The organism is Acidovorax sp. Root267 (assembly GCF_001429215.1).
Taxonomy (GTDB): Bacteria; Pseudomonadota; Gammaproteobacteria; order Burkholderiales; family Burkholderiaceae_C; genus Acidovorax; species Acidovorax radicis.
Map to the genome: position 1 here is coordinate 80,222 of NZ_LMJC01000012.1, position 14,139 is coordinate 94,360.

Below are 14,139 nucleotides of genomic sequence, written 5' to 3' on the forward strand. Positions count from 1 at the left end.
GCTTTGCTGAATGTCCCTCTCCACCCCCTTTTCCCGCCGCCTGTACCTGCGCATCTGGCTCGCCGTGGTCGGCGGCATCGCGGTGCTCACGCTGACCGTAGGCTGGGCCTGGCGCATGGCCGAGGAGCAGAAGGCACAGACCACGCAGCCGTTTGTGCCGCCCTCGCGCGAGATGGTGCTGCGCGACCCCACGGGCAACCTGGTGCTGAAGGGCCTGGCCACACGCCAGCCCACGGAACCCGGCGAAGGGGCCGAGTTCCATATTGAGTCCGACACGGGCCAGTCCTTCACGCTCCAGATGGCGCCCCGCCAGCCCCGGGGTGACCGAGGCGGCGGCCGGCCGGGAGGCGGGGGCCCCAACCAGGGCGACGCCGCGTTCTGGACCCGCCCGCCGTTTGGCTTCCTGTGGCTCCTAGGCATCGTGGGCCTGGCCGTGGCCGTGGGCGTGTACCCCATCATCCGGCGCCTCACGCTGCGGCTGGAAGCGCTGCAGCGCAGCGTGCAGAAGTTTGGCGAGGGCGACTTGTCGGTGCGTGTGCCCGAGCAGGGGCAGGACGAGGTGGCCGACCTCGCGCGCCAGTTCAACGCCGCCGCGGCGCGCGTGGAAACGCTGGTCAAGTCGCACAAATCCCTGCTGGCCAACGCCTCGCACGAACTGCGCTCGCCGCTCACCCGCATCCGCATGGGCATGGAGCTGATGGGTGGGCAGCAGCCCTCGCCCGCCTTCCGTGAGGAGATCCTGCGCAACATCGCCGAGCTGGACCAGCTGGTGGACGAAATCCTGCTGGCCAGCCGCCTGGATGCGCGCGAGGCCGATGTGGGCACCGTGGAGCTGGTCGACCTGATTGGCCTGGCCGCCGAGGAATGCGCGCGCGTGGATGCCGACCTGGATGTGAGTTCGGATTCAGTGGATGTGCGCGGCGTCTCCAAGCTGCTGCGCCGCGCCATCCGCAACCTGCTGGAGAATGCACGCCGCTACAGCACGGGTGACATCACCGTGGCGGTGCTCCGCCGCCAGGGCCATGCCGAAGTGCGCGTGAGCGACCGGGGGCCGGGCGTGCCTGTGACCCACCGCGAACGCATCTTCGAGCCCTTCTATCGGCTGCCCGGCGCCAGCGAACGCGCCGGGGGCGTGGGCCTGGGGCTGGCACTGGTGCGGTCCATTGCGGGGCGCCACAACGGCACCGTGCACTGCGAAGACCGCGAGGGCGGCGGCGCCTGCTTCGTGCTGCGGTTGCCGGTCAGCACGGCTGGCGCCAGCGCCACGCCATGAAGCCATAAATCACCGCCCCCATCACCAGCATCGAGCCCGCCACGGCGAGCGCCCAATCGAACCCCTGCGCCTGAGAGCCCGCGCGCGCCAGCAGCGCAGCCGCCATGGGCGGCCCCACGATCTGGCCGATGCCATACAGCGCGGTCATCAAGCCCGTGAAACCTGCGCCCGCTTGCGGCCACTGGTGGCGGGCCTCCTGCAGCGCAAAGAACGTGATGGCTGTGAAGGGCAGGCCCAGGAGCAGACTGCCGAGCGCAAAGCCCGCAGGCCCGGGCCACAACACGCCCAGTGCCACACCGCCGGCCTGCAGCACATAGGCCACGGCCAGCAGCAGGCGCCGGTCCCGCCCGGGGCTGATGCGCGTGGAGAGCAGCGCGCCCAGCGCCACGCCCGCACCAAAGATCGGCCAGAACAGATCAGGCCACACCGACCCCGCTGGCAAGGCGGCGCGCGCGATGACCGGCAGGAACGTGGCGGTGACGATGTAGCCCAGGCCGGCAAGGCCATACGCGGCGGCCAGCAGCGACCGCTCGGCTGCAGGGCGCGGTGGGGGCATGGACAACCCGGTGGCGGCGGCGCCGGATGTACCGGTGGCTGACGCATCGCCATCGTGAAAGACGCGCCATGCACCCGTGCACAGCACCGCCGCCAGCACCGCAAAGGCCGCCCAGCCCGTGGCAGCGCTCCAGCCCGCCGCCACCATGGCGCTGGTCAGCAAACCGGTGATGACAATACCCAGCCCCGGCCCGCAGAAGATCAACCCACCCCAGGCCGGGCGCCCCAGGTGCGCCAACCGCCCCATGCACCAGTTGGCCGTGCCCAGAAAAACCAGCGCGCTGGCCACGCCCGCCAGCAGGCGCAGCAGCGGCCAAGACACCGGCCACGGCAGGGCCAGCAGCCCTGTGAGCAGCACCGTGGCAACCAGCCCGCCACGCACTAGGGCCGCATTGCCGGGCACCGCGCCCACGCGCCGGCCCAGCCAGGGCAACGCCATGTACAAGAGCGCCCCCGCCAGGTAGCCGGCGTAGTTGGCCGTGGCCAGCCAGCTGCCGGCGGCGATGTCCACCACGCCGTCGTGCAGCATCATGGGCAAGAGCGGGGTGAAGGCGAAGCGGCCGATGCCCATGGCCGCGGCCAGTGCGGCCATGCCGGCCAGGGCCACGCGCAGCGCTGCGGCGCCGTCGGTGTGCGGATGATCGGCGGAGGGAGAAAAAGACGCCTGGGTCACGGTGCAGGGTGGTGGAGGGTTGCCACGGCGGTGGAGGGTGTTTATCATCTTAACAAGAGATTGAATTTTTGTGATTCATACTTTTTAAAGATGGACAAAGCCCCGCCCCTTCTGGACCTCGCCACCCTCGACATCTTCCGCACCGTGGCGGCAGAGGGCAGCGTCACGCGCGCGGCCGAGCGGCTGTCGCGTGTGCAGTCCAACGTGACGACGCGGGTGCGCCAGCTGGAGGCCGACCTGGGCACGCCGCTCTTCCTGCGCGAGGGCAAGCGCATGGCGCTCACGCCCGAGGGCCAGGTGCTGCTGGGCTATGCCGACCGGCTGCTCGCGCTGGCCGAGGAGGCGCGGCAGGCGCTGCAACCCGGCCCGCCCGCCGGGCGCCTGCGCCTGGGGTCGATGGAAAGCACGGCCGCCAGCCGCCTGCCCGCGCCGCTGGCGCGGCTGCACAGCCGATGGCCCGGCGTGGCGCTGGAGCTGACGACCGCCGCGACCCGCGTGCTGGTGGAGCGCCTGCGCGCGCACGCGCTCGACGCGGTGCTGGTGGCCTGGCCGCCAGGCCAGCCCGCAGACCCGGCCCTGGAAACCCGGCCGGTGTTCACTGAAGAGCTGCTGCTGGTCCTGCCCGCCGGACACCCGCCCGCCGCCGGCCCCGACCAGGTGCAGCCCGGCACGCTGGCGGTGTTCGAGCCCGGCTGCACCTACCGCCGCATCGCGCAGGAGTGGTTTGCGCCGCGGCGGCAGCCGATGCAGTTGCTGGAGCTGGGCTCGTACCACGCCATCCTGGCCAGTGTGGCGGGCGGCGGCTGCGCGGGCATCGTGCCGCGCTCGGTGCTCAGCATCTCGCCCCACGCGGCATTGCTGAGCCAGCAGCCGATCACCACCATCACCACCTTGCTGGCCTGGCGCCAGGGCTACCGCTCGGCCGCGCTCGATGCGCTGCAGCAGGTGCTGGTCGAGTGACCGCCTTCAGCTCGTTTCCTCCTTTATTTCCTTCTTTCTTTCACGGAACGTCACCATGCCCGACCGCAGCCTGCGCACCGCCCTCTCCCTTCGCCTGCCCATCGTGCAGGGGCCCATGACCGGCGCCGACACGCCGGCCCTGGCAGCGGCCGTGTCCGCGGCGGGCGGGCTGGGCACACTGGGCTGCGGCATGCGCTCGCCGGCGGCCATGGCCGAGGCCGCCGCCGAGGTGCGCCGCCGCACGGATCGGCCCTTCGGCCTCAACCTCTTCGTGCAGGACACACCCGCGCCCGATGCCGCCACCGTCGACCAGGCACTGGCGCGCGTGGCGCCGCTGTACGCCGAGTTCGGCCTGCAGGCCGCCGTGCCTGCGCGCTGGTGCGAGGACTTCCATGCGCAGTTCGATGCGATGGTCGAGGCACGGCCCGCGGTGGCCAGCTTCACCTTCGGCATCCTCACGGCCGCGCAGGTCGAGCGCCTGCACAGCGCAGGCTGCTACGTGATCGGCACCGCCACGACGGTCGCCGAAGCGCTGGCCTGGGCCGACGTGGGGGCCGACGCGGTCTGCGCATCGGGCATGGAAGCCGGCGGCCACCGCGGCACCTTTTTGCCCACGGGCCGCGCGCAGGCCGAAGGGCTGGCGCCCGCGGACTCCGCCGTGCGTGCAGGAGCGCCCTCGCAGGCCGACTTCGCCGCATCGATGGTGGGCGTGATGGCGCTGGTGCCGCAGTGCGTCGATGCGCTGCGCCCCCGCGGCGTGCCCGTGATCGCGGCCGGCAGCATCATGGATGGCCGCGGCATCGCCGCGGCGCAGGCGCTGGGGGCCGAGGCGGTACAGATGGGCACCGCCTTCCTCGCCTGCGACGAGTCCGGCATCGGCCGCGCCTACCGCGACGCCATGGTGAACGCCATCGCCACCGACACGCGCACCACCCGCATCTTCTCGGGCCGCCCGGCGCGCGGCATCGTCAACCCCATGCTGCAGAAGCTGCACGCCCACGAGACCGACGTGCCGGCCTACCCCGTGCAGAACGCCCTCACCGGTGCCCTGCGCCGCGCCAGCGCCGAGGCAGGCCGCGCCGACCACCTCTCGCTGTGGGCCGGCCAGGGTGTGGCCGGGGTGCGCCCCATGCCCGCCGCAGCGCTGGTGGCCGCACTGGAAGCGGAATGGCGGGCTACGCTGGCCGGAATGGCGGCACAACTCACCGCACAGTAAAGCTATTCGATTGATAGCAGATACCGCTTGATAGACAAGCGGTATCTGCCATTTTTGTTTCCAAGCGAGCCCCCAATACCGGCGCGCCCCTAACGCCAGTGCACCCGCGGAACCGGCTTTGCCGGGCCACTGGGTGCGTCCCCCTCCGGGGGAAGGCGCGCAGCGCCTCAGGGGGCTTCACTGCCTCCAGGGCAGTTCGCGTGCAGGCCCCAGGATGACAGGGGGCTGGGCGTTGATCTTTTCACCGGCCAGCACGCGCTCGTACATCCGCAGGTAATTGCGCGCCATGCGCTCGGCGCCAAAGTGGTCGACCACGTGCTGGTGGCAGGCCCGGGCGTCGAAGCGGTTGTTGCGCACCGCCTCGGCCAGCACGTTCGCCTCGGCCGACAGCACGCCGCAGTGCAGCGGCACCAGCTCGGGCAGCGCGCCGTACGGCGTGGAGAACACCGGGCACCCGAAGTACAGGCTCTCGATCACCGCCAGGCCGAAGGGCTCGTGCCAGCGCACCGGAAAGATGAGCCCGCGCGATGCGTTGAGCAGCCCGGTCTTCTGCGTGCCGCCCACCATGCCGTGGAAATGAATCTTGCGCGACAGCGTCCAGCGAAAGCCCCGCTTGAAGTTGATGCGCGTGCCGCCCAGCACATCGAGCTCCACACCCGCGCGCAGTGCCACCTTGATCGCGCCGCGCACGTTCTTCACACCCCAGGCCGCCTTGCCCAGGAAGTGGTAGCGCGGACGCGGCAGGCCAAAGTCCACCGGGCCGTAGCCGCTCCAGTCCAGGCCGTTGTAGACGAACTCGGTAGAGCCGTACCGCGCAGCGTGGTCGCGCGAGAGGAACACGGTGTTCAGCGGCAGCGGCTTAGGCTTGCGCGCGTTGCCGTGCTCGGTCACCAGGTACGGCTTGGCCAGCTCGGTGCGGGGGTTGAACTGGAAATGCGTGATGTCCACGCCCTTCGGGATCTGCCCCTCCCACGGCTCGTCGGGGCGGATGGGCAGCACGTCGCCGAAGTCGCAGGTCGAGCCCTCGGGCACCAGGTAGCTCACCCGGTGGCCTTGCTGGACCAGGGTCTTGCCCAGGTCCCAGATCACGCGTTCGGTACCGCCATAGCCGTAGACCGGGATGGGAGAGTTGTTGACCAGCAGGATATGCATGAAGAATGCCTCTCGTCTCAGGAGTCCATGGCGCTGGGCACCGGCCGCAACGGTTGAAACTGGCGCGGCGCAAGCCAGTGCCACCGTGGCACTGGCTTTGCCAGGCCACCGGTGGCGTCCTCCTCCCGCGCAGCGTGAGAGGGGGAAGGCGCGAAGCGACTCAGAGGGTGCTTCATTTCACAGTGGGCGGGGACAGCCCATGCGCGTGCGCCGCTCATGCAGGGCTGCCAGCACCAGGGGGCACATGAAGAGGTAGAACATGTTGCCGCTGTTGTGGGCCAGGAAGACCTGCGTGAGACCGAAGCCGATGTACGACAGGGGAACCATCACACCCACCAGGCACAATGAAAGCGACTCCTTGTCCATCTTTCCAGACCCATCGCGGATGCGCCAGGCCGTGGGCCAGAACATCGCCAGCGGTATGCCGTAGAAAGCCATCAGCAGCAGCACACCGGGCAGCCCCCGCTTGGCAAACAGGTCCAGGATTTCGTTGTGCGCATGGCCAAATTCAAGCACCACCGGGTGCGCCAGCCCGGCCGCCACGCGCCGTGCCTTTTCCTCGGTATACCCTGCCCGGCCCCAGCCAGTGAAGGGCCGGTCCCAGCCCATCTGCCATGCCAGGCGCCAGTGCGCCAGCCGCTGGCCCACCGAGCTGCGGCCATCGCCGTGGTTCTGGTAGGTCTGCACTTCCTGGCGCGCCTCGTCCACCCGCTGCTCCACTGCGGGCACCTGCGACAGCGCAGCTGCGGCCAGCGCCAGCGCACACAGGCCCCAGTACACGCGGCGCTGCCCCGTGGTGCGCACCAGCAGCCACGCGCTGACCGGCAGCAGCAGCACCAGGGCCAGCCAGCCCCCACGCGACTGGGACAGCACCGACCCTGTGGCGCCCAGCAGGATGGCACTGGCCAGCAGCAGGCGCTGCCACAGCAGCCAGCGCTTCCACTGCACCACCAGCAGCAGGCCACTCATGACGGCCAACAGCATGCTCAGGTTGCCATACTGGATCGCATTGGTAAAACCACTCGCGCGGGGCAATGCCATCACGTAGGTCTGGTACAGCGCTACCAACCCACTGCCCACCGCGCCCACCGCCACGCCCATCCACAGCCAGGCGGCGCGGGGCTCGAACGTCATCAAAAAGAAGATGCAGGGCAAGGCGAGCAGGTATTTGATCGGGCGGTCCATGCTGCCCCAGCCCCAGGTGGCGCCCACATCCAGCATCCACAGCGCGGCCATGCATGAAAAAGCCGCCGTCAGCCACCAGGCGGCACGCGGTGCCGGGCGGCGCAACCACAGCGGCGCACTGGCCAGGGTGGCCAGCAGCAGCAGGACGGCACCGTAGGAATAGCCCGAGGGCAGCCACAGCGCCAGCCCCGGAACCATGAACGCACCCACACTGGCGCTGCGAGAAAACCAGCGCCGGGTGTCCTGCTGAGACGTCATCACCGAATCACCCGCCCCGTCAGGCTGTCGCGGTCGTAGTGCAGGGCGGCATAACGAAAGAAACCCTCCAGCGCCACAAACAGGCAGTACAGGAATCCCGCACCACCACACAGAAAGCCCAGGCGAAACACATACAGCCGCAGAAACATCGACAACCCCGACGCCAGGCCGCGCAGCACCCCGCCGCGCTGGCCCTTCTCGGCACGCTTGGCGGCACCCAGCATCACGTACTGGGTGAGCTTTTCCAGGCTGCCGCGCACCGTGGTGCGGGAGTAGTGCAGCAGCCGCGCCTTGATGAGGCGACGCGGCACTTCTGCGCCGCCGGGCAAGGCATGCAGCTGGGCCTGCTCGTGCACCACGCCGGTAAATTCCCGGACGAGCGCGCGCACAAACAGGCGTTCGATCTGAGATTGGGAGCGGAAATACGTGAGCTCGTGCCCATAAGCCACCATGCGCCAGCGAATGGTCCACACCGCCTGCTCGCCCGAGCGGACGATGGCTTGCAGCTCCTGGGCAAACGCAGGCGTCATCACTTCGTCGGCATCCAGGAAGAACACATAGTCGCCACGTGCATGCGCCAGCAACCGGTTGCGCTGCACAGCAAAACCCTGCCAGTCGGGGTGGCTATGGACCTCGGCGCCCAGGCGCGTGGCGATGGCCACCGTGTCGTCCGTGCTGCCACTGTCCACCACCAGCAACTGGTCGGCAAACGCGGCGCTCTTCAGGCAGGCTTCAACGCGGTGTGCCTCGTTGTGGGTCAGCACCGCAACGGTCAACGTGGGCGACACCGATGCGCCGCCGGTTGCAACTGGCATCAATCAGTGGCCAGCGTGTACGTGTTCGCCCGCCTTCAGGCGGTACACCGTCCCGCAATACGGGCACTTGGCTTCGCCCGTGCGGGCCACATCCAGGTAGACCTTGGGGTGGCTGTTCCACAGCTTCATCTCGGCCTTGGGGCTCGGGCAGAAAACACCACCCTGGGCGTTCAGGTCTTTGGCCAGCAATTCAACGGCAGCTTGCGACATAGGTATCAGTTCTCCATAGTGCATCGCGCGGGGGGCGATGCTGAAATCGGTGCGGCACACGCCCGCAGACGCAGCGCAAGGGCCGCCCTGTAGCGGTTGCGCCGTCCCCCTGCCCGGCAAAGCCGAAAGAAAGGGGATGCGGCGCGGCCGCTCAGGGGGTTGGTCAGACTTTCGCGAGCCAGTGGGCGTATTTCGGATTGCGGCCACCCACGATGTCGAAGAAGGCGCTCTGGATTTTTTCGGTGATCGGGCCGCGCGAGCCCACATAGCCCTCTTTACCCAGTTCGATGCGGTCGAGTTCGCGAATCGGCGTCACTTCGGCCGCCGTGCCGGTGAAGAAGGCCTCATCGGCGATGTACACCTCGTCGCGCGTGATGCGCTTTTGCACAATTTCCAGGCCCAGGTCCTTGGCAATGTGGAACACGGTGTTGCGGGTGATGCCGTTCAGGGCGCCGGCCGAGAGGTCGGGCGTGTAGATCACGCCATTCTTGATGACAAAGATGTTTTCGCCGGCGCCTTCGGACACAAAACCCGAGCTGTCGAGCAGCAGGGCTTCGTCGTAGCCGTCGTCCAGCGCTTCCATGTTGGCCAGGATGGAGTTGGTGTAGTTGCTCACCGCCTTGGCCTGCGTCATGGTGATGTTGACGTGGTGGCGGGTGTAGCTGCTGGTCTTGACGCGGATGCCGCGCTTCATGCCCTCTTCACCCAGATAGGCTCCCCAGGCCCAGGCGGCCACCATCAGGTGGATCTGGTTGCCCTTGGGGGAAACGCCCAGCTTTTGCGAGCCGATCCAGGTCAATGGGCGCAGATAGCACGATTCGAGCTTGTTCTCGCGCACCACGGCCTTTTGGGCCTCGTTCACCTCTTCCTTGGTGAACGGGATCTTCATGCGCAGGATCTTGGCGCTGTTGAACAGGCGTTCGGTGTGTTCTTCAAGGCGGAAGATCGCCGTGCCGTCCGCCGTGTTGTAGGCGCGCACGCCTTCGAAGGCGCCGCAGCCGTAGTGCAGGGTGTGGGTCAGCACATGGATCTTGGCGTCGCGCCAGTCGACCATCTGGCCGTCCATCCAGATCTTGCCGTCACGGTCGGCCATCGAGGGAACTACGGGGCTCATGGGAATCCTTTGGTTGCTGTGGGTCGCAAAACAGGGATTTTACGGGGCCGCCGCATGCACGGAATCCGTGCAAAAGGGTGCAGTGCAGCAAATCGCACCCCGCCGACGGCGATTGTGGCGCCCCACGGCACACAGACATTCCAGGCCCGGCTGCGCCAGTGCCTCCTTCGGCGGCTAGTCCTGCGGTGTGGCGGGTGCACTGGTATCGGGCCGCACCAGCGTCCATTTCACCAATTTGCCGTGACGGAACTCACAGGTCACGTGCGACTGGGTGCCGTCCGTCCAGCGGTACATCTCGGGGTCGGCGCCCTCTGGCGACAGCAGCTCGCCCAGCGCCTGCGTCATTGCCACCACATGCATCAGGTTCACGCCCTCGGCCAGTCGCGCATTGAGCATGACCGCGCTGCCCACATAGCCGATGGGGCGCTTGGCGGCCTTCTTCATCACATTCACCAGCCGCGTGAAATGCAGCAGGGCCCACATGACCAGCCCTCCGCCCACGGCGGCCACACCGGCCCAGCCATAGGCGTAGAAACCAAACCCGATCAGGCCCACGGCGCCCAGGGGCACCAAGATATTGCGCAAATTCATGGGTCGATTGTCTTACGGCGGAGCACACACCACGCTGTGGGGATTGCTTACAGCCCCCGCACCACGTTCATGGCCTCTTCCACCCGCTCTACGGCGTGGATGGTGAGACCTTCGATGGGCTTCTTGGGCGCGTTGGCCTTGGGCACCACGGCCACGCTGAAGCCCAGCTTGGCGGCTTCCTTCAGGCGCTCCTGCCCGCGCGGTGCGGGCCGCACCTCGCCGGCCAGGCCCACTTCGCCAAAGGCCAGGAAACCCCGCGGCAGCGCCTTGCCCCGCAGGCTGGAGGTAATGGACAACATCACCGCCAGGTCGGCCGCTGGCTCGCTGATGCGCACGCCCCCCACCGCATTCACAAACACATCCTGGTCCATACACGCCACCCCCGCGTGGCGGTGCAGCACGGCCAGCAGCATGGCCAGGCGGTCCTTGTCCAGGCCCACCGACAGGCGCCGCGGGCTGGGGCCGCCGCTGTCCACCAGGGCCTGGATCTCCACCAGCAGCGGGCGAGTGCCTTCCAGGGTGACCATCACGCAGCTGCCCGGCACGGGCTCGCTGTGCTGGCTCAGGAAGATGGCGCTGGGGTTGCTCACGCCCTTGAGGCCCTTCTCGGTCATGGCGAATACGCCGATCTCGTTGACCGCGCCAAAGCGGTTCTTGATGGCCCGCACCAGTCGGAACTGGCTGTGCGTGTCGCCCTCGAAGTACAGCACCGTGTCCACCATGTGCTCCAGCACGCGCGGCCCGGCCAGGGCGCCTTCCTTCGTCACATGCCCCACCAGCACGATGGCCACGCCCGAAGACTTGGCGCAACGTGTGAGGTGCGCCGCACATTCGCGCACCTGGGCCACCGAGCCGGGTGCGGACGTGAGCTGGTCGGAATACACCGTCTGGATGGAGTCGATCACGGCCACCGCAGGCTGCATGGACTCGATGGTGGCCAGGATTTTCTCGAGCTGGATCTCGGCCAGCACGTTGACCTGGCTGTGGTCCAGCCCCAGGCGGCGCGAGCGCAACGCCACCTGGGCGCCGCTTTCCTCGCCGGTCACATACAGCGTGGGCAGCCCGGCGCGCTGCAGGGCATCGAGCGCCTGCAGCAGCAGCGTGGATTTGCCGATGCCCGGGTCGCCGCCGATGAGCACCACGCCTCCTTCCACAATGCCGCCGCCCAGCACCCGGTCCAGTTCGTCGATGCCACTCGGTGTGCGCTCCACATCGCTGGCCTCGATGGCCGACAGGGGCATCACCGCCTGCGCCTGGGCCAGGCCCGCAAACTGCGATCCGCTGTAGCGGTTCTTGCCTGGCCCGGCCTCGGCCACCGATTCGATCAGCGTGTTCCAGGCGCCGCAGGCCGGGCATTTGCCCAGCCAGCGCGGGCTGGTGCCGCCGCACTCGGTGCAGGTGAACGTCGTTTTTTCTTTGGCCATGGCAGGTATCGGTAAGGAGCCCCGAGGTGGGGGCAGCCGACTATAGCGGCCGTGCCAACACGCGCGGGCCACAGCCCGTACGATGGCGGGCTTGGCACCGCCGCATGGAGCTCACATTGCAGACACCCAACAACCCCTTCAAACAGGCCATGGCCCAGGGCCAAGCGCAAATCGGCCTCTGGCTAGGGCTGGCCGACGCCTACAGCGCAGAAATCCTCGCGGGCACCGGCTACGACTGGCTGCTGGTCGATGGCGAACATGCGCCCAACGATGTGCGCTCCATCCTGCACCAGCTGCAAGCCATTGCCAGCGCCAGCAGCGCCCTGCCCCCGGGCGCGCAGGCGCCCCACCCCATTGCCCGCGTGCCCGTGGGCGATACCGCACTCATCAAACAGTACCTGGACATCGGCGCACAAACCCTGCTCGTGCCCATGGTGGACACCGCTGAGCAGGCGCAGCAGCTGGTGCGCGCCACGCGCTATGCGCCCGAAGGCGTGCGCGGCATGGGCAGCGCCCTGGCCCGCTCGTCGCGCTGGCAGGCCTACCCCCGGTATGTGCACGAGGCCAACCAGCAGGTCTGCCTGCTGGTCCAGGCCGAAACGGTGGAAGCGATGGGGAATCTGGATGCGATTGCCGCCACCCCGGGCGTGGACGGCGTGTTCATCGGCCCGGCCGACCTGTCAGCCTCCATGGGGCACCCCGGCAATGCCGGGCACCCCGACGTGCAGGCCGCCATCCACGATGGCATCGCCCGCATCCTGCGCGCGGGCAAGGCGCCGGGCATTCTGGCCACCACCGAATCGCAGGCGCGCCAGTGGCTGGCGGCGGGTGCCCTGTTTGTGGCTGTGGGGGTGGATACCATGCTGCTGGCCAGTGCCGCCCAGGATTTGCTCGGGCGTTTTCGCGCCGGTGCCGTGGGCACATCAGCGCGCCCGGCAGGCTACTGAAGCCCGCACGAAGCCAAACGCAACCATTCAGAACCACACTCCCTGGAAGACAAAGGCTCTACAACCATGAAAGCATGTATTTACGGCGCGGGCGCCATCGGTGGCTGGATTGCCATGGCTTTGGCCCAGGCGGGCAACCCGGTCAGCATGGTGGCGCGGGGCGACACGCTGCGCGCCCTGCAGGCCGACGGGCTGCGCATGCGGCGCGCCGATGGCACGCTGGCACAGGCGGCGGTCACCGCACACGACGACCCGGCGGCGCTGGGCGTGCAGGACCTGGTGGTGGTCGCAGTCAAGGCGCCGGGCCTGCCCGATGTGGCGCGCGCCATGGCACCGCTCATCGGGCCGGGCACCATCGTGCTCACGGCCATGAATGGCGTGCCGTGGTGGTTCCTTGACGGTTTTGGCGGCGCGGCGCAGGGCCATGCCCTGCAGTCGGTGGATGCAGGCGGCGTGATTGCCAAAGCCATCCCGGCGCGCAACGTCGTGGGCAGCGTGGTGCACACCAGCTGCTCGCTGGAATCGCCTGGTTTTGTGCGCCAGCATTTTGGCAACCGCCTCATCGTGGGCGAGCCCGATGGCAGCCGCAGCGAGCGGCTGCAGACCCTGGCCGACACGCTGCAGCGCGGTGGCATCGACGTGGAGGTGACCGACTGCATTCAGAAGGACATCTGGTTCAAGCTCTGGGGCAACCTCACCATGAACCCGATCAGCGCCCTGACGGGCGCCACCACCGACCGCATCCTGGACGACGACCTGGTGCGCGGCTTTGTCAGCGCAGTGATGCTGGAGGCCAAGGCCATTGGCGAAAAGCTGGGCCTGCCGATTGACCAGCAGCCCGAGGACCGCCACGCCGTCACGCGCAAGCTGGGTGCATTCAAGACCTCGATGCTGCAGGACGTGGAGGCCGGCAAACCCATGGAGATCGACGCGCTGGTGGGCGCCGTGCGCGAACTGGGGCAGATCACCCTTACGGCCACACCCCACACCGATGCACTGCTGGGCCTGACCCGCCTGATGGCACGCACACGAGGCCTGTACTGAAATATTTCAAGAAAATTGGCCGCTAGCGCTTATCTATCAAGCGCCAATAGCTATTTATTTCATAGCACATCAACCATGACCACTCTCACGCTCTACTACACCCCCAGCACCTGCGCGCAGGCCGTTCGCATTGCTTTGGAAGAGGCCGGCGCCCCGTACCAACTGGTGCGCGTGGACTTTGCAGCGGGCCAGCAGCGCACGCCCGAATACCTCGCCGTCAACCCCAAGGGCCGCGTGCCCGCGCTGGCCACGCCCCACGGTACCCTGACCGAAACACCCGCGCTGCTGGCCTACGTGGCGCAGAGTTTCCCCGAGGCGCGCTTGGCGCCCGCCGATGCCCACGGCTTTGCGCGCCTGCAGGAGTTCCACAGCTACCTGGCCTCCACGGTGCACATCGCCCATGCGCACCGCCCCCGCGCCAGCCGCTGGGCCGACGAGCCCGAAGCGATTGCCGCCATGCAGCGCAAGGTGCCGCAGAACATGACCGACTGCTTCAACCTGATTGAAACCCACTATCTGCCCCCTGTAGAACACGGCCCCTGGGTCATGGGCGCGCAGTACACCGTGGCCGACGGGTACCTGTTCACCATCGCCAGCTGGCTGGCAAGCGATGGTGTGGACATTGCGCTCTTTCCCAAGGTGCACGCCCACACCCAGCGCATGCTGCAACGCCCCGCCGTGCAGCGCGCCCTGGGCTGAAGGCTGCCGCGAGCGGCAAAAAA

General features: G+C 68.2%; 14 protein-coding genes. 6 read left to right on the top strand and 8 right to left on the bottom strand.

Annotation, left to right across the window (positions count from 1 at the left end; genetic code table 11):
* Positions 1–10: 10 nt before the first annotated feature.
* The gene (locus tag ASE39_RS09930; protein ID WP_010467011.1) at positions 11–1,273 is read left to right on the top strand and encodes an ATP-binding protein; all 1,263 of its coding nucleotides are present in this window, start codon (positions 11–13) and stop codon (positions 1,271–1,273) included.
* Here the strand turns inward: ASE39_RS09930 and ASE39_RS09935 are convergent.
* On the bottom strand, positions 1,242–2,420 hold the full coding sequence (locus tag ASE39_RS09935; RefSeq protein ID WP_057271427.1) for a YbfB/YjiJ family MFS transporter: 1,179 nt from the start codon (positions 2,418–2,420) through the stop codon (positions 1,242–1,244). The genes ASE39_RS09930 and ASE39_RS09935 overlap by 32 nt on opposite strands.
* A 171-nt stretch (positions 2,421–2,591) precedes the next feature.
* Here ASE39_RS09935 and ASE39_RS09940 point away from each other — a divergent pair, with 171 nt between their 5' ends.
* Both ASE39_RS09940 and ASE39_RS09945 read left to right on the top strand, forming a co-directional pair.
* A complete protein-coding gene (locus ASE39_RS09940; protein WP_199864263.1) occupies positions 2,592–3,461 on the top strand; it encodes a LysR substrate-binding domain-containing protein in 870 nt (289 codons plus the stop codon).
* Between the two features lie 55 nt (positions 3,462–3,516).
* A complete protein-coding gene (locus tag ASE39_RS09945) occupies positions 3,517–4,677 on the top strand; it encodes a nitronate monooxygenase (protein ID WP_057271035.1) in 1,161 nt (386 codons plus the stop codon).
* Positions 4,678–4,854: 177 nt separating this feature from the next.
* On the opposite strand, the gene ASE39_RS09950 is transcribed toward ASE39_RS09945, so the two are convergent.
* From ASE39_RS09950 to radA, 7 genes are all read right to left on the bottom strand, one after another.
* The gene (locus ASE39_RS09950; protein WP_057271036.1) at positions 4,855–5,829 is read right to left on the bottom strand and encodes a glycosyltransferase; all 975 of its coding nucleotides are present in this window, start codon (positions 5,827–5,829) and stop codon (positions 4,855–4,857) included.
* Between the two features lie 177 nt (positions 5,830–6,006).
* Positions 6,007–7,272, bottom strand: coding sequence for an O-antigen ligase (locus ASE39_RS09955; protein WP_010466995.1), 1,266 nt, complete (start codon positions 7,270–7,272; stop codon positions 6,007–6,009).
* Positions 7,272–8,087, bottom strand: a complete 816-nt coding sequence (locus tag ASE39_RS09960; protein ID WP_057271037.1) for a glycosyltransferase family 2 protein — start codon at positions 8,085–8,087, stop codon at positions 7,272–7,274. Before ASE39_RS09960 ends, ASE39_RS09955 begins: the two co-directional genes overlap by 1 nt.
* 3 nt (positions 8,088–8,090) lie before the next feature.
* Complete coding sequence (locus ASE39_RS09965; protein ID WP_010466991.1) at positions 8,091–8,297, bottom strand: zinc-finger domain-containing protein; 207 nt, start codon at positions 8,295–8,297, stop codon at positions 8,091–8,093.
* 163 nt (positions 8,298–8,460) lie between these two features.
* Complete coding sequence (locus ASE39_RS09970) at positions 8,461–9,411, bottom strand: branched-chain amino acid transaminase (protein WP_010466988.1); 951 nt, start codon at positions 9,409–9,411, stop codon at positions 8,461–8,463.
* Between the two features lie 174 nt (positions 9,412–9,585).
* Positions 9,586–10,002: a hypothetical protein gene (locus tag ASE39_RS09975; RefSeq protein WP_057228210.1), complete on the bottom strand. Its 417-nt coding sequence runs from the start codon at positions 10,000–10,002 to the stop codon at positions 9,586–9,588.
* A 47-nt stretch (positions 10,003–10,049) separates the two neighbouring features.
* Positions 10,050–11,426, bottom strand: a complete 1,377-nt coding sequence (gene radA, locus ASE39_RS09980; RefSeq protein ID WP_010466975.1) for a DNA repair protein RadA — start codon at positions 11,424–11,426, stop codon at positions 10,050–10,052.
* Between the two features lie 116 nt (positions 11,427–11,542).
* On the opposite strand from radA, the gene hpaI reads away from it, so the two are divergent.
* The 3 genes from hpaI to ASE39_RS09995 all read left to right on the top strand — a co-directional run bounded on the left by hpaI (position 11,543) and on the right by ASE39_RS09995 (position 14,116).
* Positions 11,543–12,373: a 4-hydroxy-2-oxoheptanedioate aldolase gene (gene hpaI / locus ASE39_RS09985; protein WP_057271429.1), complete on the top strand. Its 831-nt coding sequence runs from the start codon at positions 11,543–11,545 to the stop codon at positions 12,371–12,373.
* Between the two features lie 66 nt (positions 12,374–12,439).
* Positions 12,440–13,417: a 2-dehydropantoate 2-reductase gene (locus ASE39_RS09990; RefSeq protein WP_010466972.1), complete on the top strand. Its 978-nt coding sequence runs from the start codon at positions 12,440–12,442 to the stop codon at positions 13,415–13,417.
* 75 nt (positions 13,418–13,492) lie between these two features.
* Entirely contained in the window at positions 13,493–14,116 is a 624-nt protein-coding gene (locus ASE39_RS09995) for a glutathione S-transferase family protein (protein ID WP_057271038.1), read from the top strand.
* Positions 14,117–14,139 lie beyond the last annotated feature (23 nt).